This is a genomic window from Kitasatospora sp. NBC_00240 (assembly GCF_026342405.1).
Lineage (GTDB): Bacteria > Actinomycetota > Actinomycetes > Streptomycetales > Streptomycetaceae > Kitasatospora.
Genome location: NZ_JAPEMU010000001.1, coordinates 8,124,862 through 8,150,092 on the forward strand (window position 1 = coordinate 8,124,862; position 25,231 = coordinate 8,150,092).

The 25,231-nt window shown below is 74.3% G+C and carries 3 protein-coding genes (1 of these 3 cut by a window edge); all 3 read left to right on the top strand.

Annotated features, from left to right (window positions below; all coding sequences use genetic code 11):
* Tightly spaced (at most 1 nt apart), the 3 genes in view from OG689_RS44915 to OG689_RS34725 form a layout consistent with a single transcriptional unit that may run on beyond the window.
* Nucleotides 1–6,153 carry the 3' portion of an SDR family NAD(P)-dependent oxidoreductase gene (locus OG689_RS44915; protein WP_323189351.1) on the top strand. It extends 2,529 nt beyond the left edge of the window, so only the last 6,153 of its 8,682 coding nucleotides appear in the window; the start codon falls outside the window, past its left edge; the stop codon is at nucleotides 6,151–6,153.
* A complete protein-coding gene (locus OG689_RS34720; protein WP_266324972.1) occupies nucleotides 6,146–15,772 on the top strand; it encodes an SDR family NAD(P)-dependent oxidoreductase in 9,627 nt (3,208 codons plus the stop codon). The genes OG689_RS44915 and OG689_RS34720 overlap by 8 nt, the downstream gene beginning before the upstream one ends.
* 1 nt (nucleotide 15,773) lies before the next feature.
* The gene (locus OG689_RS34725) at nucleotides 15,774–25,160 is read left to right on the top strand and encodes an SDR family NAD(P)-dependent oxidoreductase (protein WP_266324974.1); all 9,387 of its coding nucleotides are present in this window, start codon (nucleotides 15,774–15,776) and stop codon (nucleotides 25,158–25,160) included.
* The last annotated feature ends 71 nt before the right edge of the window (nucleotides 25,161–25,231 follow it).

Below are 25,231 nucleotides of genomic sequence, written 5' to 3' on the forward strand. Positions count from 1 at the left end.
ACCCTCGTCTGCCTCTGCACCGACCGGAGCGACCAGGACGAGCTCACCCGCGCCGCGCACCGCCTCGACCCGGCGGCCACGCTGGTGTTCGTGGCCCGCGGCGAGGGGTTCCGGAAGATCTCGGAGCAGTCCTACGAGGTCGACCCCCGGGAGGCGGGCGACTGCGTCCGCGCCTTCGAGGAGATCCGGGCGCGCTACGGCCCGCCGGCCGCCGTGCTCAACCTGTGGACCCTCGAGGACGGCGCCGGACCGGCCGCCTGGACCACCACCGTCCGCCTCCTCCAGGCCGTCGCGGCGTCGAAGCCGACGGTGCGGCGGATCCTGCAGGCCGGGGAGTTCCACGACGGCACGGAGCAGGCGTACCTGGAGTCGTGGCTCGGTTTCGGGAGCTCGCTCGGCCGGGTCCTGCCCGGGGTGGAGTTCGCCGCCGTCCTGGAGGACCTCCGGGACGGCGACGGCCGGGACAGCGGCGCCCGGACGGCCCCCGGGGCCTGGTTCGCCCGCCTCCGGGACGAGCTGGCCACCGCCGAGCCCACCAGCGTGCTGTACCGCGGCGGCGTCCGCCACGTCGGCCGGGTCCGGCCGAGCACGCCCGGCGCCGGCCGGGACCTGCTCGAGCAGCGCGGCACCTACCTGATCACCGGGGGCCTCGGCGGCCTGGGCCTGCTCCTCGCCGAGCACCTCGCCCGGACCCGCTCCGCGCGCCTGGTGCTGACCGGCCGCTCGCCCCTCGACGCCGGCCGGGAACAGCTGATCGCCCGGATCGAGGCGCTCGGCGGCGAGGTCCTGTACGGCCGGGCCGACGCCGCCGACCGGGAGGCCATGAGCGCCGTCGTGAGCGCGGCGCACGAACGCTTCGGGGCGATCGACGGCGTCGTCCACGCGGCCGGCGTCGCCGGGCAGGGCAGCCTGCTCACCAACGACGCCGGCGAGTTCCTGGGCCGGCTCGCCCCCAAGGTGGACGGCACCCTCGCTCTGGACGACGTCCTCGCCGGTGAACCCCTCGACTTCGTCTGCTACTTCTCGTCCACCTCGGCCGTCCTCGGCGACTTCGGCAGCTGCGACTACGCCGTCGGCAACCGCTTCCAGACGGCCTACGCCCGGCACCGCGACGAGCTGGTACGGCAGGGGGCGCTCTCCGGGGCGACCGTCGCCGTCAACTGGCCGCTGTGGCGCGAGGGCGGCATGGGCTTCGCCGACGCCCAGGGCGCCGAGCTGTACCTCGCCTCCAGCGGGCTGCGCCTGCTCGACCGGGAGGAGGGCATCGCGCTCTTCGAACGGCTGCTCGGGCAGGGCCGGACCCAGCACCTCGTCCTGGCCGGGGACCCCGACCGCGTCCGGCGGTTGCTCGGGGTGGACCGGGCGCCCGCCGCACCTGCTGCACCCGCGGCCCAGGCCGCACCTGCCATGAACGCCGCGCACACCGCGCTTGTCCCGGGATCGGAGCACGTGGACCTCGACGCCCTTGTCCTGTCGGACCTGGAAACGATGATCGGTGAGACGCTCCGGGTACCCCGCGAGCAGATTCACGCCGACGAGAACCTTTCGCACCTCGGATTCGACTCCGTCAACCTGGCGAAGCTCGCCGGGGCGATGAGCCGGCACTTCGGCTTCGACGTGCTGCCCTCGGTCTTCTTCTCGCACCCCACCCCGCAGCGGCTCGTGGGGCACCTGGTGACGGAGCAGCAGGATGCCCTGCGCGCCCGCTACTCGGCGCAGTCCCGGCGCCCGGCCGCCGCGGCGGCGGACCCCGCCGCGACCACCGCCGGTGTGGGGGCCGCCGCGACCACCACGGACGTGGGGGCCGCCGCGGCCGAGCCCGCCGACCGGCCCGCACCGGCCCCGGCGCACAGCGCCCAGGACGGACCGGAGGCGATCGCCGTCATCGGTATGAGCGGCCGCTTCCCCGCCGCCCGCTCGGTGGACGAGTTCTGGAGCATCCTGGAACAGGGCCGGGACGTGCTGTCGCCCGTTCCCGAGGACCGCCGCGCCGACTGGAGCGACCCGCAGGCCCAGGACCCCGACCGGGTCAGGGTCGGATTCGTCCCCGGCATCGCCGAGTTCGACCCCGGCTTCTTCGAGATCTCGCCGCGCGAGGCGCAGACCATGGACCCGCGCCAGCGGCTGCTGCTCCAGGAGGCCTGGCGCGCCCTGGAGGACGCCGGCTACGGCGACCGCCGGCTCCGGGACGGGCAGATCGGCATGTTCGTCGGCGCGGAGCAGGGCGACTACCTGCACCTGACCCAGGGCGAGGGCAGCATCACGGCCCAGCACGAGGCCATCATGGCCTCCCGGCTGGCCTACCTGCTCGACTTCTCCGGCCCCGTCCTCGCCATCAACACCGCCTGCTCCTCGGGGCTGGTCGCCGCCCACCAGGCGTGCGCGAGCCTGCGCAGCGGCGAGTGCGACGCCGCGGTGGTGGCCGGGGTCAACCTGGCGACCACCTCCCGGGTGTTCGCCGAGACGAGCAAGGCCGGCATGCTCTCCGAGAGCGGCGTCTGCCACGCCTTCGACAGCCGGGCGGACGGCATGGTGCTCGGTGAGGCCGTCGCGGTCGTCGTCCTGAAGCGCCTCTCCCAGGCCGAGGCCGACGGCGACAACATCGTGGCCGTCATCCGTGGCAGCGGCATGAACTACGACGGCCGGACCAACGGCATCACCGCCCCGAACGGCGCCGCACAGGCGAACCTCTACCGCAGCGTCCACCGCCGGCACCGGATCGACGCCGGGCGCATCGGGCACATCGTCGCCCACGGCACCGGCACCCGGCTCGGCGACCCGGTCGAGGTCAACGCCCTCAACGAGGTCTTCAAGGAGCACACCGGCCTGGCCGGCACCTGCGCGCTGACCTCGACCAAGCCCAACGTCGGCCACACCCTGGCCGCCTCCGGCGTGGTCAGCCTGATCGCCCTCGTCCAGTCGCTGCGGCACGGCGTCATCCCCGCCAGCCTCCACTGCGAGCAGGACAGCGACTACATCGCCTGGAAGGACAGCCCCTTCTACGTCAACAAGGCGGCCAAGGCCTGGCCGGCCGGCCCGGAGGGCACCCGGCTCGGCGCGGTGAGCTCGTTCGGCATGAGCGGGACCAACGTCCACATGGTGGTGGAGAGCTACCGGGCGGACGCGCGCACCGCGACGGCCGCCGAGGCCCCGGCCCGGCTGCTCGTCCTGTCCGCCAAGACCTCCGAGGCGCTGGACGAGCGGATCCGCGAGCTGCGGGAGGCCCTGCGGGCGGGGGACTTCGACGCGGCCCGCCTCGGTGACGCCGCCTACACCCTGCTGGAGGGCCGGCAGCACTTCGCCCACCGCTGCGCCCTCGTCGTCGGCGACGCGGCCGGCGCCCTCGCCGCGCTGGACGCGGCGGCGCGCGGCGAGGAGAAGCCGACGGTGCACCGCGGCGAGGTGCCGCGCGACCGTGCGGACCGCTCGCTGCTCGACATCCAGGCGCAGGCGCTGCTCGCCGAACTCGCGGTGCCGGGCGTTCCGGCGGCCAAGTACCGGGACGTGCTCGCCGCCCTCGCCGCGCTCTACTGCCAGGGCGCCACACCGGACTGGCAGAAGCTCTTCGCGGACGGTCGGCCGAGTCTGACGGCGCTGCCCGGCTACCCGTTCTCGCGCAAGCGGTACTGGGCCGCGCGGCAGCGGCCCGCCGCGGCGCAGCCGGCGGCCCCGGCCCCGGGGCCTGCGCTCGCCCCGGTCCCGCCGGTGGCACCCCGCACGCCGGTCGCTCCGGTCGCTCCGGCCCCGGTGGTCCCGGAGGTCCCGGGGGCGGTCGGGCGGGCGAAGATCGTGCTGCGGAGCCCGGGGGCGGGGGTGACCGCGTCCCTCTCGCCGGTGGCGAAGCCGCGGAACGTCCGGCTGGGTGAGCTGGGCGGCCGGGCCGCGCAGCCCGCCTCGGTCGTGAACCCGGTGGTCGTGAACCCGGCGCCTGCGGCGAAGCCCGCGGCGGTCGCGAGCCCGGCGCCCGCGAGCCCGGTGCCTGCGGGGCAGCCCCCCGCCGGGCCGGTGCGGTCCACCAGCGTCCTGCGGCAGGAACTGCGGGCCGGTCTCGCGGAGGCGCTGTACCTGCCGGAGAGCGACATCGACCTCAACCGCAACTTCATCGAGCTGGGCCTGGACTCCATCGTCGGGGTCGAGTGGATCAAGACCCTCAACAAGAAGTACGGCACCGCGCTGACGGCCGCGCGGCTCTACGACTACCCGACGGTACGGGAGTTCGCGGACTTCCTGCAGAGCGAGGCGGCGGCCTCGGCACCCGAGCCGCAGCCCGTGCCGGTGGCCGAGCCCGAGCCGCAGCCCGTGCCGGTGCCCGAGCCCGTCCCGGCACCCACGCCGGTGGCGGTTCGGCCGGCGCGCCCGAGGTCCGTCCTGGTCGACGAGCTGAGGAGCAGCCTCGCCGAGGCCCTGTTCCTGGAGTCCGGCGAGATCGACGCCGGCCGCAACTTCGTGGAGCTCGGCATGGACTCCATCATCGGCGTCGAGTGGGTGAAGACGATCAACCGGATGTACGGCACGTCGCTGACGGCGACGCGGCTGTACGACTACGCGACGCTGCGCGAGCTGGCCGGCCACCTGGAGGCGCAGATCCCGGCCCCGGCCGAGCCCGCCGCCGAGGTCGGGCCGGCTCCGGCGCCCGCTCCGGTCGCGCCCGTGGCCGCCGTTCCGGTGGCCGTTGTCGTTCCGGTGGCTCCCGCGGCTCCCACGGCTCCCGTGGCGTCCGTGCCAGCTGCCCCGGTCGCACCCGTCACCCCGGTCGCACCCGTCCGCCCGGTCACGCCGGTCGCCCCCGTCGCTGCCGTCCCGGCTGACCTCCCCGCACCGGCCCCCGCCGGGCCCGAGCCCGCACCGGGCGCCGTCCGCCGCGGGGACCGGGCCGCCGTGATCGGCATGTCCGGCCGGTACCCCGGGGCGGAGAACCTCCGCCAGTACTGGGACAACCTCAGCAACGGTCGCAACTCCGTGCGCGAGGTGCCCGCGTCGCGCTGGGACGTCGCGCAGTACTACGACCCGCGCCCGGGCCGGAAGGGCCGGACCAGCTGCAAGTGGCTGGGGTACCTGGAGGACGCGGACTGCTTCGACCCGCTGTTCTTCAACATCTCGCCGCTGGAGGCGGAGGGGCTGGACCCGCAGCAACGGCTGTTCCTCCAGGAGGCCTACCGGGCGTTCGAGGACGCGGGCTACGACCCGCAGTCCCTGAGCCGCAAGAAGTGCGGTGTCTTCCTGGGCATCAGCGGCAACGAGTACAGCTTCCTGGTGTTCCGCAACGGCGCGGAGACCAACGCCGCGACCAGCAGCAGCAACGCCATCGCCGCCTCGCGCATCGCCTACTTCCTCAACCTCAAGGGCCCGGCGATCGCGATCGACACCGCCTGCTCGTCCTCGTTGGTGGCGCTGCACCTCGCCCAGCAGGCGCTGGCGAGCCACGAGATCGACATCGCGCTGGTCGGCGGCGTCTCGCTCTACCTGCTCCCGGACACCTACGTCGGGATGTCCGAGGCGGGCATGCTCTCGCCGCACGGGCAGTGCCGGTCCTTCGACAACGGCGCCGACGGCTTCGTACCCGGCGAGGGGGTCGGCGCCCTGGTGCTGAAGCGCCTGGGCGACGCCGAGGCCGACCACGACCACGTCTACGGCGTCGTCGCGGCCTCGGGCACCAACCAGGACGGCAAGACCAACGGCATCACCGCACCCAGCGCCAACAGCCAGATGGAGCTTGTCCGTTCGGTCTACGACCGGAACGGCATCGACGCCGCGTCGATCGGCTACGTCGAGATGCACGGCACGGGCACCAAGCTCGGCGACCCGATCGAGCTGGACGCGCTGGGCACCGTCTACCGCGAGCGCGGGGTGGCCACCAACGCCTGCGCCATCGGCTCGGTGAAGAGCAACATCGGGCACACCTCGGCGGCCGCCGGGGTCGCCGGGGTGCACAAGGCGCTGCTGAGCATGCGGCACGGCCGGCTGGTGCCGTCACTCCACTTCGAGACGCCCAACGAGCACTTCGACTTCGCCCGATCCCCTTTCCGTGTCAACACCCGCCTCGAACCCTGGGAGCCCCAGGACGGCCGGGCGCCGAGGCGCGCTGCCGTGAGCTCGTTCGGATTCAGCGGAACGAACGCCCACGTCGTGCTGGAGGAGTACCCCAATGCGTGACAGCAGAGTGCGGACCGCTTCGGCGGCCGTCGTCGTCACCCTGTCGGCCAAGACCGAGGCGCAGCTGGACAGCGCGGCCGGGAACCTGCTCGCCTTCCTGGCGGACGAGCCCGGCCTCGACCTGACCGACCTGGCGTTCTCGCTCCAGGTCGGCCGGGAGGCGATGGACCACCGGCTGGCCTTCGTGGCCGACTCCACCGACGCCGTGGCGCGGGGCCTGCGGACCCACCTGGGGCAGGGCGGCGACACCGCCCTGTTCCGGGGCCGGGCGCCGGAGCCGCTGACCTGGGACGAGGAGGACGAGGACCGCAAGGCGCTCGTCCGTGCCCGGATCGCGGCCGGCGATCACGCGGCCGTCGCGCAGGCCTGGGCCGGCGGCTGCGCCGTCGACTGGCCGCTGCTGTACGCGCCCGGCCGGCCGTTCCGGATCCCGCTGCCCACCTACCCCTTCGCCAAGGAGCGGTACTGGGTGGAGGCGCAGCCCGGTGCCCAGCCGGGTGTCCAGCCTGGTGCCCAGCCGGGTGCCCAGACCGGCCCCGGGGCACCCGCCCTGGCGGCGCCGCACCCGCTGGTGCACCGCGACACCTCCCAGTTCGGGCGGCAGCGCTACACCTCGACCTTCACCGGGGAGGAGGCGTTCCTCGCCGACCACCTGGTCCGCGGCGAGCGGCTCCTGCCGGGCGTGGCCCACCTGGAGATGGCGCTGGCGGCGGCGGCCGGCGGCCGGACGCCGTCGGCCGGCTCGGCCCTCGCCGACGTGGTCTGGGCCCGCCCCTTCCGGGTGGGCGACCGCCCGCGCGACCTCCATGTCGCCCTGCGGCCCGAGGAGTCGCAGGGCGTCCGGTTCGAGATCTTCGCCACCGACGAGGAGGCGGCCGGGCCCCCGGCCCAGGTCCTGCACAGCACCGGCACGGTCGTGCCCGGCGGCGGGCGGCCCGGCCGGGTCGACCTGGCGCCGCTGCGGGCCGACCGCGGTGCCCGCCGGCTGGACGCCGACCAGGTCTACGCGGCGTTCGCGGCGGCCGGGATCGAGTACGGCGCGTCGTTCCGCGGCATCGACCACCTGCTGGTCGGCGAGGGCCAGGTGCTGGCGCGCCTGGTGCTCCCCACGGCCGCGCAGCCGGACTGGGACTCCACCCGGCTGCACCCCGGGCTGACGGATGCGGCGCTCCAGGCCTGCCTGGGGATGCTGACCGCGGACCCGGCCGCCGGGCAGCAGACCCTGCTGCCGTTCGCCGTCGACCGGGTCGAGGTGTTCGGTGCCCTCACGCCCGCTCTCTGGGTCCGGATCCGCCCGAGCGCGGCGGCCCCGCAGGAGAGTTCCGTCCGCCGCTTCGACCTCGACCTGTGCGACGACGCGGGCGAGGTGCTGGTGCGCCTGACCGGCTTCGCCGTCCGGGCCCTGCCGGCCGGGCCCGCGGCCGGCGGCATCCTGGCCTTCCCGCAGTGGCGCGAACGCGCGCTGCCCGCGCCGGGGCCCGCCGATGCGCGGCGCACCGTGGTCTTCGCCGAGCCGGGCGCCCTCGCGGACGCCGTCGCCGCGGACCGCGGGTGCGAGCTGGAGGTGCTCACCTCCGGGGCGGCCGGCCTGGACGGCCGTTACACCGACTACGCGCTCCAGGTGTTCGAGCGGACGAAGGCGGTGCTGGCGGACGGCACGCGGTCCGAGGTGCTCGTGCAGATCCTGCTGGCGGACCGGCCGGAGTCGGCCGCCCTCTCCGGCCTCGGCGCGCTGCTGCGGACGGCCCGGCTGGAGAACCCGCGGATCACCGGCCAGGTGATTCTCGCGGACGCCGCCACCGGGGCGGACGCCCTGCGTACGCTGCTCGCGGCCGAGCGCCGCAGCCCGGCCGGCACCACCGACGGCACCGGCGACGGCACCGGCGACGGCACCGGCGCCGGGCCTGCCGCCGTCCGCCACCGGGACGGCCGGCGCGAGGTGCTGACCTGGGCTGAGGAGCCGGCCGCGGCCCGCCCCGGGCCGCCCTGGCGGGCCGGCGGGGTCTACCTGGTCACCGGCGGTCTCGGCGGCCTCGGGCGGATCTTCGCCGAGGAGATCGCCGGCCAGGTGAAGGACGCCAAGCTCGTCCTCGCCGGCCGCTCCCCGGAGAGCGCGCGGACGCGGCAGGCCGTGGAGCGGCTGCGGGCGTCCGGCGCCGACGTCTCCTACGCCCGGCTCGACGTCGCCGACCGGGACGCCGTCACGGCCCTGGTGGACCGGATCGTGCGCACGGCCGGGCACCTCCACGGTGTCGTCCACAGCGCCGGGGTGATCGAGGACAACTTCATCCTGAAGAAGTCCGCCGACGAGTTCCGCGCCGTCCTGGCGCCGAAGGTCGGCGGCCTGGTCAACCTGGACGAGGCGACCCGGGACGCGGACCTCGACTTCTTCGTCGCGTTCTCCTCCGGCGCCGCCGTCACCGGCAACGCGGGCCAGGCCGACTACGCGGCGGCCAACGCCTTCATGGACGGCTTCGCCGAGTACCGGCAGAGCCTGGTCGCGGCCGGACTGCGGCGCGGCCGCACGCTCTCCGTCGACTGGCCGCTCTGGGCGGACGGCGGCATGCGCCCGGACGCGGCCACGGAGGAGCTGCTCCGCGACCGCTTCGGGATCTCCCTGCTGGAGCGCGCGGCCGGGGTCGAGGCCCTCTCCCGCAGCCTTCAGACGAACCACCACCAAGTGCTCGTCGCCGCAGGCGACGTGGCCCGAATCAGGCAGGCGCTGACGATGCAGCAGGCCGGTGAGGACACAGGACCAGTGAGCACCGACACTTCGGGCGCGGCTCCGGAGCGGCAGGACGACGGCCTGGAGGACAAGGCCGTCGGGTACGTCAGTTCGCTGCTGGCGGGGGCCCTCAAGGTGCCCGCGCACCGCATCGAGACCGACGTCCCGCTGGAGCGGTACGGCATCGACTCGGTGATGGCGATGAACCTGACCGCCAAGCTGGAGGCGGTCTTCGGGCGCCTGCCGAAGACACTCTTCTTCGAGTACCGCGACATCGGGCAGCTCACCGGCTACCTGGTCGACGCGCACCGGCCGCGGCTGGCGGAGCTGCTGGGAGTCACCCCCGCGGCGCCGGCCGTCGTGCCGGCGCCGGCCGCGGCGCCCGCCGTCCCGGTCGAGGTCCCGCCGGTCCCGGTCGAGGTCCCGCCGGTCCCGGCGGTTCTGGCAGCCACGACGACCCCGGCGCCCGCCGGCGGGTCCGAGCCCCGTCCGGCGGCCGCACCGCGCAGTGCCGACATCGCCGTCATCGGCATCGGCGGCCGCTACCCGCAGGCCCGCAACCTGCGCGAGTTCTGGCGCAACCTGGCCGAGGGCCGGGACAGCGTCACCGAGGTGCCCGCGGACCGCTGGGACCACCGCGCCCACTCCGTCCAGGACCCCGCCCGGCCCGGCGCGACCCCGCACAAGTGGGGCGGGTTCCTGGACGACATCGACCGGTTCGACCCGCTGTTCTTCAACATGTCGCCCCGCGAGGCCGAGTTCACCGATCCGCAGGAGCGCCTCTTCCTGGAGGCTGTGTACGAGACGCTGGAGGACGCCGGGTACACCCGGCAGGACCTTCTGCGACACCGCTCGAACGGCGTCGAGGGCAACGTCGGCGTGTTCGTCGGCGCGATGTACGACGAGTACCAGCTGTACGGCGCGTCCGGGCCGGGGCAGGCCGACGGCCAGCCGATCCCGGGCAACGCGGCGAACATCGCCAACCGCGTCTCCTACTTCTGCAACTGGCAGGGCCCGAGCATCACGCTCAAGACCATGTGCTCCTCGTCCCTGACGGCGCTCCACCTGGCCTGTCAGAGTCTGCAGCTCGGCGACTGCGAGGTCGCCGTCGCCGGCGGCGTCAACCTGTCGCTCCACCCCAACAAGTACCTGCTGCTGGGGCAGACCGGCTTCGCGTCCAGCAAGGGCCGGTGCGAGAGCTTCGGCGAGGGCGGCGACGGCTACGTGCCCGGCGAGGGCGTCGGCGCCGTGCTGCTGAAGCCGCTGGACCGGGCGATCGCCGACGGCGACCGGATCCACGGCGTCATCAAGGCCACCGCGATCAACCACGGCGGCCGGACCAACGGCTACACGGTGCCCAACCCGAACGCCCAGAGCGGCGTGATCGCGCACGCCCTGGACAAGGCGGGCGTCGACGCGCGCACCGTCAGCTACGTCGAGGCGCACGGCACCGGCACCTCGCTCGGCGACCCGATCGAGATCGCCGGCCTCACCAAGGCGTTCGCCCGGCACACGGACGACCGGCAGTTCTGCGCGATCGGCTCGGTCAAGAGCAACATCGGGCACGCCGAGAGCGCGGCCGGCATCTCGGCGCTGACCAAGGTGCTGCTGCAGCTGAAGCACGGCAAGCTCGCCCCTTCGCTGCACTCCGAGGTGCTCAACCCGCACATCGACTTCGAGGAGACGCCCTTCCGGGTGCAGCGGGAGCTGGCGGACTGGGCGCGGCCGGTGATCGACACCGCCGACGGCCCCCGCGAGTACCCGCGGATCGCCGGCATCTCCTCCTTCGGCGCGGGCGGGTCCAACGCGCACGTCGTCGTCGAGGAGTACGTCCCGGCCGCGCGCCCGGTGGCGGCCGACCCGGCCGGACAGCCGCTGGCGTCCGTCGTCGTGCTCACCGCGCGCACCGAGGAGCAGCTGCGCGAGCAGGCGCAGCGGCTGCTCGACTGGGCGCTGGAGGAGCGGATCGGCGACGCCGACGTGCCCGGGATCGCCTTCACCCTGCAGACCGGGCGCGAGCACCTGGACGAGCGGCTGGCGTTCCTGGCCGGCTCCGCCGAGGAGCTGCTCGCCCGGCTGCGCGACCACCTGGACGGCCGGCAGGCCGTCGGCGAGGTGTACCGGGGCCGGGTGAAGCGCGCCAAGGACGCCGTGTCGTTCCTCGCCGAGGACGAGGACATGGCGCACACCATCGAGGCGTGGGTGCGGAAGCGGAAGTTCGGCAAGCTGCTCGAACTCTGGGTCAGCGGGCTCGGCCTGGACTGGCGGAGCTTCTACCCGGCCCCGCTGCCGGCCCGGGTCTCGCTCCCGACCTACCCCTTCGCCCGCAAGCGGTTCTGGGCGGCGACGGCCACGCCGGCCGTTCCGGCCGCTGTCACCGCCGCCGCTGCCGTCGCCCCTGCCGCGGTGGCCGCGCCGCCAAGGCCCGCCGCCCTGAAGCCGGTCGCGCCGGCGAAACCGGCCGTCGTGAAGCCCGCCGCCCTGAAGCCGGTCGCACCGGCGCGGGCCGCTGCCCTGCCCGCGCCGTCGGACGGCGCGCGTGCCGTCGCCAAGCCTCGGGGGATCGGCCTCGCCCCGCTCGGCGGCGGGTCCGCGGCCCCCGGCGCCCCGGCGCCCGTGCGCCGGCCCGCCCCGGCGGTGGCCCTGACGCCGGTGGCCACCCCGGCCCCGGCGCCGGCACCCGCGCCGGTGGCTGCCCCGGCGGCGGTCCAGGCGCCCGCCCCGGCCCCGACGTTCGCGGGACCGGACGAGGAGACGCTGGTCGACGAGCTGGCGGTGAGCCTCGCCCAGGCCCTGTACATGGCGGAGGAGGACGTCGACACCGACACCAACTTCACCGACCTCGGGTTGGACTCCATCGTCGGGGTCGAGTGGATCAAGGCGATCAACAAGCAGTACGGCCTTGAGCTGGCCGCCACCAGGCTCTACGACACGCCCACCGTCCGCCAGTTGGCGGCCTACCTGAAGAACCTGCTGCACACCGCGGCGTCCGCCCCGGCCGCCGCACCGGCGCCCCTGCCCGTCGCCGCCCCGGCGCCCGTGCCCGCCGCGCCCGTCGCCGCCCCGGCCACACCTGTCGTCGCCACACCCGCCGTCGCCACACCCGTGGTGCCGGCCGAGGAGCCGCAGCCGGTGCTCGCGGAGGAGGACGTCCAGGCGGACCTGCTGAGCAGCCTGGCCGCCGCCCTCTACGTGTCGGAGGAGGAGCTCGACCTCGACCGGAGCTTCACCGACTTCGGGCTGGACTCCATCATCGGGGTGGAGTGGATCAAGGCGATCAACAAGCAGTACGGGCTGGACCTGCCGGCCACCAGGCTCTACGACCACCCGACCGTCCTGGAGTTGACGGCCTGCATCCTCCGGGAGCTGGAGAAGGGAGGCGCCCCTCAGGGGCGTCCCTTTCGCGGGCTGACCGCCCCCGCGGCCACGGCCCCGACCGCCGCCGCCCCCGTCGCCGCGGCACCGGCCCCGGTGGCCGCACCCGTGCTCCCGCCCACCCCCGAGCCGCAGCCCGCGCCGGTCGCCGCCCCCGCCCCCGCGCCCGTCCCCGCCCGGCCGGTCGTGGCCGTCGAGGCGCCCGCACCCGCCCCCGCCCCGGCCGGGGCGAGCGTCACCGGGCCGCGCCGCGGTGACGCGATCGCGATCGTCGGGATGGCCGGCCGCTACCCGCGCTCGGAGAACCTGGCCGAGTACTGGGACAACCTGGCGAACGGGCGCGACTGCGTCCGGGAGATCCCCAAGTCCCGCTGGGACGTGGACGCGTACTACGACCCGCGGCCGAGCCGGAAGGGCAAGGTCTACTGCCGGTCGATGGGTGTCCTCGACGACATCGACGTCTTCGACCCGCTGTTCTTCAACATCCCGCCGACCGAGGCCGAGGCGATGGACCCGCAGCAGCGGCTCTTCCTCCAGGAGGCCTACCACGCCTTCGAGGACGCGGGGTACGACCCGCGGGCGCTGAGCGGCGAGAAGTGCGGCGTCTACCTGGGGATCATGAGCAACGAGTACAGCATGCTCATGCAGAAGGAGGGCGCCGACGCGAGCTCGGCCACCAGCAACAGCAACGCCATCACGGCCGGCCGGATCGCCTACTTCCTGAACCTCAAGGGCCCGGCCATCGCCCTGGACACCGCCTGCTCCTCCTCGCTCGTCGCGACCCACCTGGCGTCCCAGGCACTCAAGAGCGGCGAGATCGACATGGCCCTGGTCGGCGGTGTCACCCTCTACCTGAGCCCCGAGGCGTACATCAGCATGTGCGGCGCGGGGATGCTCTCGCCGGACGGCCGGTGCAAGACCTTCGACAACGGCGCCGACGGCTTCGTGCCGGGTGAGGGCGTGGGCGCGCTCGTCCTGAAGCGGCTCGACGACGCGGTGCGCGACCGGGACCACGTCCACGGCGTCATCCTCGGCTCGGGCATCAACCAGGACGGCCGGACCAACGGCATCACCGCGCCCAGCGTGGTCAGCCAGATGGAGCTGGAGCGGGACGTCTACGGTCGCCACGGCATCGACCCGGCCGGCATCGGCTACGTCGAGATGCACGGCACCGGCACCAAGCTGGGCGACCCGATCGAGCTGGAGGCGCTGGCCACCGTCTACCGCGAGCACACCGACAAGGTCGGCTACTGCGCGATCGGTTCGGTGAAGAGCAACCTCGGGCACACCTCCGCGGCCGCGGGCATCGCCTCGATCCAGAAGGCGGTGCTCTGCATGCAGCAGAAGCACCTGGTGCCGACGCTGAACTTCGAGCGCCACAACGAGCACTTCGACTTCGAGGGCTCGCCGTTCCACGTCAACACCGAACTGACGCCGTGGAAGACGGAGGCGGGCGCCGCCCGGCGCGCGGCCGTGAGCTCGTTCGGCTTCAGCGGCACCAACGCCCACCTCGTCCTGGAGGAGTACGACGAGGCCGCCGAGGGCGCCGCGCCGGAGCCGTCGCACGCCGCCCGGGTGTTCGTCCTGTCGGCGAGGAGCGAGGAGCAGCTCAGGACCGCCGCCGCCCGCCTCGGCGACCACGTCCGGTCGCACCCGTCGCTGGACCCGAAGGACCTCGCGTACTCGCTCCAGCTGGGCCGCGAGGCCATGACGTGGCGGCTGGCGCTGACCGCCACCACCCTCGGGGAGCTGGCGCAGAAGCTGACCCGGTTCGCCGAGGACGGCCGGGCGGACGGTGTCCTCACCGGCCAGGCCCGGAAGGCCCGGGGGAGGGGCGCCGCGCATGCGCCCCGGCCCGCCCCGGACGGTGCGCCGGAGGGGGCCGAGGGCGAGCGGTTGGCCGGGCTCTGGGTGACCGGGACGGCCGTCGACTGGGCGCGGCTGTACGTGGACGGGCTGCCCCGCCGCATCCCGCTGCCCACCTACCCGTTCGCCCGAGGGAGCTACTGGTTCACGCCCGCCGAGGGTGCCGCCGACGGGCCCGCCGCACCCGCGTCCGAGGTACCCGCCGTCGCCCTGCCGGCCGCGGCGCCCGCACCCGTGCCGGCACCTGTGCCGGCCGCGGCGCCCGCCGCCCCGGCGGCCACCGCGAACATCTTGCTGAAGCCGGTCTGGGACGTCGTCCCGAAGCCCGCCCCGCTGGCCCTCGCGGCCCCGGCCGGCCGCGTCCTGGTGGCCGGCGGCACGGCGGAGCACTGGGAGCTGATCCGTACCGTCCACCCGGCCGCCGAGCGCCTGCCCGTCGGCCCCGCGGACTCCGTGGAGACGATCGCCGCCCGCCTCGACGCGGCCGGCGACCCGCTCGCGCACCTGGTCTGGTTGGCCCCCCAGCCGACGGCGCCGCCCGCCGTCACCGACGACGCGCTGGTCGAGGCCCAGGAGGGAGGCCTGTACGCCTGCTTCCGCACCCTGAAGGCGCTGCTGAGCCTCGGTTACGGCCGCCGCACCCTCGACCTGACCGTCGTCACCGAGCAGAGCCTGCCGGTGCGGCGCAGCGACACCGTGGACCCGACCCACGCGGGCCTGCACGGCCTGCTGGGCTCGGTCGCCAAGGAGTACCCGGGCTGGAACGTCCGCCTGGCCGACCTCGACAAGGGCTACGACTGGCCGCTCGCGGAGCTGTTCGGGCTGCCCTGCGAGGAGCGCGGCAGCGTCTGGGCGTACCGCCGCAGGCGCTGGTACCAGCAGGCGCTCCTCCCGATCCAGGAGACGGCCCAGGGCGACGCGCCCGCGCCCGGCGACCACCCGGTGTACCGGCAGGGCGGCACGTACGTGGTGATCGGCGGCGCCGGCGGCATCGGCGAGGCGTGGACCGAGCACATGGTCCGCACCTACGGCGCGCAGGTCGTCTGGATCGGCCGCCGGGCCGAGGACGCGGCGATCCGCGAGAAGCTGGAGCGCCTGGGCCGGCTCGGCCCCGAGCCCCGCTACGTGCAGGCCGACGCCACCGACCGGGAGTCACTGCAGGGCGCCTACGAGCGCATCAAGCAGAGCCACCCGGTGATCCACGGCGTGATCCATTCGGCGATCGTGCTGCTCGACCAGAGCCTGGAGCGGATGGACGAGGCGCGCTTCCGGGTCGCCGTCACCGCCAAGGTCGACGTCAGCGTCCGCCTGGTCCAGGTCTTCCGGACGGAGCCGTTGGACTTCGTCCTGTTCTTCTCCTCGATGAACTCGTTCCTCAAGGCGCCCGGGCAGTGCAACTACGTGGCCGGCTCCGTGTTCGAGGACGCCTACGCCCACCGCCTCGGCTCCGCCCTCTCCGCCCCTGTGAAGACCATGAACTGGGGCTACTGGGGCAGCGTCGGCATCGTCGCCTCGCAGAAGTACCAGGAGCGGATGAGCAGGGCCGGCGCGGCCTCGATCGAGCCCGCAGACGGCATGGCGGCCCTCGACGTCCTTCTTTCCGGCACGTTCGACCAGCTCGGCCTGGTCAAGGCTCAGGGGGGTAACTCGTAACATGCAGCACATCATCCGGCGCGAAGCCATCACCACCGCCCGCAGGGGCACTCGGGTTCCCCTGGCCCGCCTCTGCCGGGAGATCGCCGAGGCCACGGCGGCCCCGGCCGTCGACGGCACCGACCGCGACGCGGACGCCCTGGTCGACGACGACCTGCTGAGCCGGCTGCTGCTCGGCCAGCTGCAGAGCGTGGGCCTGTTCTCGGACACCGCCCCCCGGCTGCCGCTCGGCGAGGAACTGCGGCGCTGGCTGGACGAGTCCGTCCGCCAGCTGCTGAACCGCGGCTACCTGCACGGCGCGGCCGCGCACCCCCGCCCGGTGCACGCGGTGAGCAGCCGCGACGTCTGGGCGGAGTGGGAGGAGCGCAGCGCGCAGTGGTCGCGCAACGCCGACCTGCGCGCGCAGGTCCTGCTGCTCGACGCCATGCTGCGCGCCCTGCCGCGGATCCTGACCGGCGAGGTGCTCGCCACCGACGTGATGTTCCCCAACTCCTCGATGGAGCTGGTCGAGGGGATCTACAAGAACAACCCCGTCACCGACACCTTCAACGGCGTCATGGCCGACGCCGTGGCCGGCATCGCGCAGGAGATCCTGCGCGGCGACCCGTCGGCGCGGATCCGCATCCTGGAGATCGGCGCGGGCACCGGCGGCGGCAGCGTGAAGGTCTTCGAGAAGCTCGAACCGCTCGCCGCCCACGTCGAGACGTACTGCTACACCGACCTGTCCAAGTCCTTCCTGATGTACGCGGAGAAGGAGTACGGGCCCGCCCACCCGTACCTGGACTACCGGATCTTCAACGTCGAGGAGCCGCTCGCCGGCCAGGACGTGGAGCCGGGCTCGTACGACATCGTGCTCGCCACCAACGTGCTGCACGCCACCAAGGACATCCGCCGGACGCTGCGCAACGCGAAGGGGGCGCTGAAGGAGAACGGCGTCCTGCTCGCCAACGAGCTCTCCTCGCAGTCGCTCTTCACCCACCTGACCTTCGGCCTGCTCGAGGGCTGGTGGCTGTACGAGGACACCGAGCTGCGCATCCCGGGCTGCCCGGGACTGTCGCCCGAGTCCTGGGAGGAGGTGCTCGACGAGGAGGGCTTCGGCGCGGTGTCGTTCCCCGCGCAGCGGCTGCACGACCTGGGCCACCAGGTGATCGCGGCCGACAGTGACGGGATGATCCGGCAGGAGCTCGCGGACGCCCCTGCCGCCGGGGGCACCGCCCCCGCACAGGCCGCCGGCGCGCAGGAGCCGCCGGCCCGGCCCGAGGCCCCGGGGCACCGTCCCGCGCGGGCCGGGGCGCGGACGCCGGCGGTCACGGACGAGGTGCTGGAACAGCACGTCAAGGACGTCATCTTCGATCAGCTGAAGCTCTCCCTGAAGGTCGACCGGACGCAGATCGCCGCGGACGACGCCTTCATGGACTACGGCATCGACTCGATCATCGGTGTCCAGCTGATCCAGGAGATCAACCGGAGGATCGGTACCGACCTGGCCACCACCGACCTGTTCGACCACGGGTCGGTGAACCGGCTGGCCCGGTACATCGCCGGCGCCCACCGGGCGGAGGCCACCGCCTCGCTGCCGGCCGGGCTGTCGGCCCAGGCCGCCGAACCCGCCCCGCCCGTGGCGCAGGCGGCCCCGCACCGGGCCGCCGCGCCGCAGGCCCCGCAGGCCGCGCCCCGGGCGCCGCACGAGCCGGCGGGCGTCCTGCGCAAGGAGCCGATCGCCATCGTCGGCATGAGCGGACGGTTCGGCGGCTCGCCCGGCGTCGAGCAGCTCTGGGAGCACCTGTCCCAGGGCCACGACCTGACCGAGAAGATCTCGCGCTGGGACATGTCGGGCTACCACCCCGAGGGCGCCCAGGGCTGCGACCGCGGCAGTTTCATCGACGACATCGACCGTTTCGACCCGACGTTCTTCAACATCTCGGGCATCGAGGCGACCTACATGGACCCCCAGCAGCGGGTGTTCCTGGAGGAGTCGTGGAAGGCCCTGGAGGACGCCGGGTACGCCGGCTCCGGCACCCAGGGCCGCCAGGTCGGCGTGTACGTCGGTTGTCAGGAGAGCGGCTACGCGCAGCTCTTCGGCGGCGAGGCGCCGCCCCAGTCCATGTGGGGCAACGCCCTGTCCGCGATGCCGGCGCGGATCTCCTACCACCTCGACCTCCAGGGCCCGGCGATCTCCGTCGACACGGCCTGCTCCAGCTCGCTGGTGGCGATCCACCTCGCCTGCCAGGGCCTGTGGGGCGGTGAGACCGAGATGGCCGTCGCCGGCGGTGTCGCCATCCAGACCACGCCCAAGTTCTGGGTGATCGCGGGCCAGGCCGGCATGCTCTCCCCGAGCGGCCGCTGCCACACCTTCGACGAGCGGGCCGACGGCTTCGTCCCCGGCGAGGGCGCCGCCGTGGTGGTCCTCAAGCGGCTCTCCGACGCGCTCGCCGACGGCGACCACATCCACGGCGTCATCAGCGGCTCCGGGATCAACCAGGACGGCGCGTCGAACGGGATCACCGCGCCGAGCGCCAAGTCCCAGGAGCGGCTGGAGACGTCCGTCTACGACGCGTTCGGGATCAACCCCGAGCACATCCAGCTGATGGAGGCCCACGGCACCGGCACCAAGCTCGGTGACCCGATCGAGTACCACGCGCTCAAGCGGGCCTTCCGCCGGTACACCCAGCAGCGGGACTACTGCGCGCTCGGCTCGATCAAGTCCAACCTGGGCCACACCATCACCGCCGCCGGTGTCGCCGGCGTCATCAAGGTGCTGCTCTCGCTCCGGCACCGGCGCATCCCGCCGTCGATCAACTTCGAGCGCGGCAACGCGCACATCGACTTCACCGACAGCCCGTTCTACGTGAACACCGAGGACCGCCCCTGGGAGGCCGGGGGCGACGGGACCCGCCGCGCCGCCGTCAGCTCCTTCGGCGTCAGCGGGACCAACGCCCACCTGGTGATCGAGGAGGCCCCGTACCGGGCCCACCGCACCGGCGGGCCCTCCGCCCACCTCGTCACCCTCTCCGCGGGCACCGCCGAGCAGCTGGCGGAGCAGGCCGAACGGCTGCTCGCGCACTGCGAGCGGCAGCCCGGGCTCGACCCCGGCGACATCGGCTTCACCCTGCTCGTCGGCCGCAAGCACCTGCCGCACCGGCTGGCCTGCGTCGTGCGCGACCGGGACGAGCTGGTGCAGAGCCTGCGGCTGTGGGCGGCCAAGGGGCAGAGCCCCCGGGTCTGCGCCGGCGAGGTCCCCGCCCAGGGGCACCAGGAGCGCGCCGCGCTGCGCAACTTCGGCAACCAGTGCATCCGGCAGGCCGCCGCGGGCACCGACCCCGACTCCCTGGCCGAACTGCTCGCCACCGTCGCGGACCTCTACGTCCAGGGCTACGGCCTGGACTACGCCGCGCTGTTCGCCGACGGGCAGTACTCCCGCGTCCCGCTGCCGACCTACCCGTTCGCCCGCGACCGGTACTGGGTGCCGCAGGCGCCCGCGCAGGGCCCGGCGCTCCCGGCCGCGGCCGGCGCGTCCACCGCGGCGCACGCCGACAGGCACCCGCTGCTGCACGCGGACGTCTCGGACTTCCGCTCCCGGCGCTACCTTTCGGAGTTCACCGGCGAGGAGTTCTTCCTGCGGGACCACGTGGTGAAGGGCCAGAAGGTCCTCCCCGGGGTCGCCTGCCTGGAGATGGCCCGCGCCGCCGCCGCGCTCACCCTCGGCGGGACGGTCCAGGCCGGCCCCGGCCTCGCCCTGCGCAACGTCGTCTGGGCGCGCCCGGTGACCGCCGGCGCCGACCGCGTCACCCTCACCACCGCACTGGTGCCCAGGAGCCACGACGAGGCCGACTACGAGATCTCCGGCACCGCCGGCGGCGCCCCGGTGGTGCACAGTCAGGGGCAGGTCGTCCGCAAGGAGATCGCCCCCGCCGTGCTCGACCTCCCGGGCATCCGGGCCGCCTGCGACCGGACGGTGGTCGAGGCGAGCCGGCTCTACCCGGCCTACGAGGCCATCGGCTTCCGCTACGGCGACGCGCACCGGGGCATCGAGCGGCTGCACATCGGCCGCGACCAGGTCCTGGTGCGGCTCACCCTGCCGACCTCGGTGCGCGACACCCGCGACGACTACGTGCTGCACCCCGCCCTCCTCGACGCGACGCTGCAGGCCTCGCTCGGCATGGGCCTGGCCGCCGGCGACGCCGGCACCCTCGACGTCTCCGGCATGAAGCCCTCGCTGCCGTTCGCCCTGGACGAGCTGGAGGTCCTCGGCTCCTGCACCGACGCCATGTGGGCCTGGATCCGCTACAGCGCGGGCGTCGAGCGGGGCGGCAAGGTCTTCAAGCTCGACATCGACCTCTGCGACGAGCAGGGCGGGGTGCGCGCCCGGATCAGGGGCATGTCCTACCGCGTCCTGGACGGCGAGGTCGGCGCGGCCGCCGAGACGCCCGCGTCGGCGGCCGCGGAGGTGTCCTCGGTCACCTTCGTGCCCGCCTGGCAGGAGGCCGCGCCGGGCGGCGCGGCCGTCGAGCCGGCCCGGCACGTCGTGCTGCTGCCCGACCTGCCCGCCCTCGCCGACGCGCTGTCCGCGCAGGACCCGGCGGTGCGGGTGCTGCCCCTGACCTCCACCGCGACCGGCATCGCCGAGCGGTTCACCGACCACACCGAGCAGGCCCTCGCCCATGTCCGGGCCCTCCTGCGGGACCGGGCGCAGGAGCAGGTGCTGGTGCAGCTCGTCGTCCCGGACCGGGAGGACCTGGCGACCGTTCGGGGCCTGCTCGGCCTGCTGAAGTCGGCCCAGGCGGAGGACCCGCGGCTGCTGGCCCAGGCCGTCCTGGTCGACCCGGCCGAGCCCGCCGGGCAGCTGGCCGCCCGGGTCGCCGCCGGGCGCCGGCACGCCGGTGAGGCCTGCCTGCGCTTTCGCGACGGCCGCACCGAGGCGCTGACCTGGGTGGAGGGCGACGACCGGCCCGAGGTGCGGGTGCCCTGGCGGGCCGGCGGGGTCTACCTCGTCACCGGCGGGCTCGGCGGCGTCGGAACCCTGTTCGCCCAGGACATGGCCACCGGCGTACCCGACCTCACCCTCGTGCTGGCCGGTCGCTCGCCGCTGCGCCCCGCGCAGGAAGCCCTGCTGGACGGGTGGCGCGCCCAGGGGGTCGACGTCCGTCACGAGCGGGTGGACGTCGCCCGTCCGGCCGAGGTGCGGGCGCTGGTCGACGGCATCCTGCGGGAGCACGGCGCCCTGCACGGCATCATCCACAGCGCCGGCGTCCTGCGGGACGGTCTGATCGGGCGCAAGACCGCCGAGGAGTGCCGCGAGGTCCTCGCGCCGAAGGTCGCGGGCCTGGTCAACCTGGATGAGGCCAGCAAGGACGTCCCGCTGGACTTCCTGGCCGTCTGCGCCGGCGCGGCCGGGGTGTTCGGCAACGCCGGGCAGGCCGACTACGCGGCCGCCAACGCCTTCCAGGACGCCTACACGCACCACCGCCGCGAGCTGGTGGCCCGCGGGGAGCGCTTCGGCGCCTCCGTCTGCGTCGACTGGCCGCTCTGGGCCGACGGCGGGATGCGCGTGGACAGCGCCACCGAGACGGTGATGCGCGAGCGGCTCGGCATGGTGCCGATGCCGACGGCGGTGGGCCTGGCGGCGCTGTACGCGGCGCTCGACGCGCCGCGGACCCAGGTCCTGGTGGTCGCCGGCGACGCCGGGAAGATCCGGGAGACCGTGCTGCACCGGGCGCCGCGGCCCGAGCCGGCGTCCGTCCGTCCGGCCCCCGCCCTCCCGGCCGGGTCCCCGTCCGGGCAGGCCCTGCCCGCGCGGGCGGCGGGTGCCGTGGGCGCGGACCGGAAGGCCGTCCGCCCCGCACTGGTCACGTACCTCAGGAACACCCTGGCCGAGGTGATCCAGGTGCCGGCGCACCGGATCGACCCGGGGGCCCCGTTCGAGCGCTTCGGCATCGACTCGGTGCTGGCACTCACCGTCACCAACCGGCTGGAGGCCGACTTCGGCTCGCTCTCGAAGACGCTCTTCTTCGAGTACCGGAGCATCGACGACCTGAGCGGCTACTTCCTGGGCGCCCACGCGGGCGCACTGGAGTCGGTACTGGGCCTCCGGGCCCCGGCGCCGGAGCCCGCTGCGCCCGTCCTGTCAGCCGCGCCCGTCCTGGCTGCGGCACCCCTCCTCGCCGTGGCGCCCCTGGCGCCCGTGGCGCCGGTGGCGCCGGCGCAGGTCGCGTCGCAGCGGCGGCCCGAGCCGCCGGAGGACGCGATCGCGGTGGTCGGCCTCGCCGGCCGCTACCCCGGTGCGAAGGACCTCGACGAGCTCTGGGAGAACCTGCTCGCGGGCCGCGACTGCGTCACCGAAGTCCCCGAGGACCGCTGGGACCACAGCCTCTACTACGACCCGGAGCAGAGCCGGCCCGACCGGACCGCCACCAAGTGGGGCGGCTTCATCGACGGCGTCGCCGACTTCGACCCGCTGTTCTTCCACGTCTCGCCCCGCGAGGCGGCGATCATGGACCCGCAGACGCGGCTCTTCCTGGAGTGCGTCTGGAACCTCCTGGAAGGCACGGGCTACACCCGGGACCGCCTGCGCACCGCGTACGGGAGCCGGGTGGGGGTCTACGTCGGCGCGATGTACCAGCAGTACCAACTGCTGTCGTCCGACATCGTCCACGAGTCCATCACCTCGGTGATGTCCTACAGCGCCGTCGCCAACCGGGTGTCGCACTTCTTCGACCTCCAGGGGCCGAGCCTCGCGGTCGACACCACCTGCTCCTCCTCGCTGGTCGCCATCCACATGGCCTGCGAGGAACTCCGCCGGGGCACCTGCGAGCTGATGATCGCCGGCGGCGTCAACCTCACCCTGCACCCGAAGAAGTTCCTCGGGCTGAGTCTGACCGGCCTGACCGGCAGCGGCCCGGACAGCCGGGCCTTCCTCGACGGGGACGGCTTCCTGCCCGCCGAGGGCGTCGGCGCCGTCCTGCTCAAGCCGCTCTCCCGGGCGGTCGCCGACGGGGACGAGATCCTCGCCGTCATCCGGTCCAGCGCCACCAACCACAAGGGCCGCACCAACGGCCCGATGGTGCCCAGCCCCGACCGCCAGGCGGAGCTGATCGAGGAGAACCTGGAGCGGGCGGGCATCCACCCGCGCACCGTCGGCCACGTGGAGGCGTCCGCGAACGGCTCCCAGCTCGGTGACGCCATCGAGTTCGCGGCGCTGCGCAAGGTGTTCGGCAGGCACACCCGGGACGAGGGGTTCTGCGCCCTGGGCACGGTCAAGTCCACCTTCGGCAACGCCGAGGCGGCCTCGGGGATCGCCCAGCTCAGCAAGGTCGCGCTGCAGCTGAAGCACCGCAAGCTGCTCCCGTTCGTCGGGGAGGGCCGGCTCAACCCCGGGGTGGAGCCGGCCGGGACGGCGTTCTTCCTCCCGCCGGCGGTGCAGCCCTGGCACCGGCCGGTGGTGGACCTCGACGGGCAGGAGCGCGAGTACCCGCGACGCGCGACCATCAGCGCCTTCGGCGCCGGCGGGTCCAACGCCCACCTGGTCGTCGAGGAGTACGTGCCCGAGCAGATCGTCGCCGGCGGGTACCAGGACGACGCCGACGGGTACCAGGAGGACCGGGCACCTCAGGTGGTCGTCCTCTCCGCCCGCAACGAGGACCGGCTGAAGGCCGTCGCCGGGCGCCTGCTGGAGTTCGTCGGCGCGCAGCCGGAGCTCTCCCTCGCGGACCTCGCCCACACCCTGCAGAGCGGGCGCGAGGCGATGGACGCCCGGCTGGCGCTGGTGGCCGGGAGCGTCCCGGAGCTCGTCGAAGGCCTCGGCCACTACCTCGGCGGCGCCGCCGGGCAGGCCCCGGTGCCGCTGTTCACGGGCGACGCCCGGCGCGACGACTCGGACCTCGGCGCCCTGCTGAGCGGGCGGGTCGGGGACGCGGTGGTCCGCGAGCTGCTCGCGGAGAACCGCCCCGAGAACGTGGCCCTGTTCTGGGCCCGGGGCGGGAGCGTGCCGTGGGAGGCCGTCCCGCGCGAGGGCCGGGCGCCGCGGATGCTGCGGACGCTGCCGACCTACCCGTTCGACCGGAAGCGGCACTGGGTGACCCCCGGTCGGCCGCCCGCCCCGGTGGCCCCGGCGCCGGCCCCGTCGGCCCGGGCGCCCCTGTCCGCGACCGGCGTGGCCGCCCCGGCGGGGACGGGCGCCGGGGAGCGGATCACGGCCCTCGTCGCCGACCTGCTGGGCGTGCCCGCGGACGCGCTCGACCCCGACGCGCCGCTCCAGGACCTCGGGTTCAGCTCGATCCTGGCGATGCAGCTGGTCAAGGCCCTCCAGACGGAGGTCGACCCGGCGGCCGACCTCCAGGCCCTGGACGGCCGGTCCACGCGCGACCTGGTGCGCCGCTTCGGCTCCGCCACCCCGCCGCGCACCGCGGCCGCGCCGGCCGAGGCGCGCTTCCCGGAGGTGATCCGCCTCAACGCCCGCACCGAGGGCCGGCCGGTCTTCTGGTTCCACGGCGGGCTCGGCGGTCTGGAGGTGTACGGGGCGATCGCCGACAGCTTCGGGCGGCCCTTCCACGGCATCCAGGCCCGCGGCTGGATGTCCGACGCCGACCCGCTGAGCGGCATCACGGCGATGGCCGCCCACTACGCGCACATCATCCGCACGGTCCAGCCCGAGGGGCCGTACGATCTGGGCGGCTACTCGCTCGGCGGCCTGCTGGCCTACGAGGTCACCCGTCAACTGCAGGAGCAGGGCGAGACGGTGGAGAGCATCGTGATGGTCGACGCGATGTACGGCGACCGGATCAAGGAGATGACCATGTCACGTTCGGACATGGTGCTCCAGCAGGTCAACGCGCTGTTGTTCGCGGCCGTCAGGCTGTCGCCGGAGCGGCTCGCGGAGGCGTTCATCACCGCCGCCGAGGTGGACTGGAGCCAGGACGACGACCAGCTGCTGGACGGGCTGATCGCGGTCGCGCAGCAGCGCGGCCTGGGCGGTTCCGCGCAGGCGCTGCGCGCACTCGTGGAGCAGAACGTCAAGGTCCAGGAGGCCTACGGAGTCCTGGAGTACGACATCCGGCCGCTCGCCCGGCCGGAGTCCGTCACCTGCTTCTACTTCCGCAACCGGAGCGGTCTCTTCTACGGGGAGCTGGCGGCCGTGTTCTCCACCCAGGAGGACGGCACGGCGCTGGACCAGGTGAACTACTGGGAGGAGTGGCAGCGCCAGCTGCCGAACTTCCACCAGACCGACGTGGACTCCTCGAACCACTTCGCGGTCCTCAGCGACCCGAAGTCGCTCGCGGCCGTCCGCTCCTTCTGCGAGCTGTTCTACTCCGGCGACCGGGAGGAGAAGCGGATCTCGGCCGCGAAGAGCTGGGTCGGCCGGCGCCGGCGGGCGGCGCGCGGCAGGAAGTGACCCGCGGGCCCCTCGGAACTCCCGAGGGGCCGGGCGGGACGTGGTGTCGGTAGGAACAGTGGGCGGGTCGG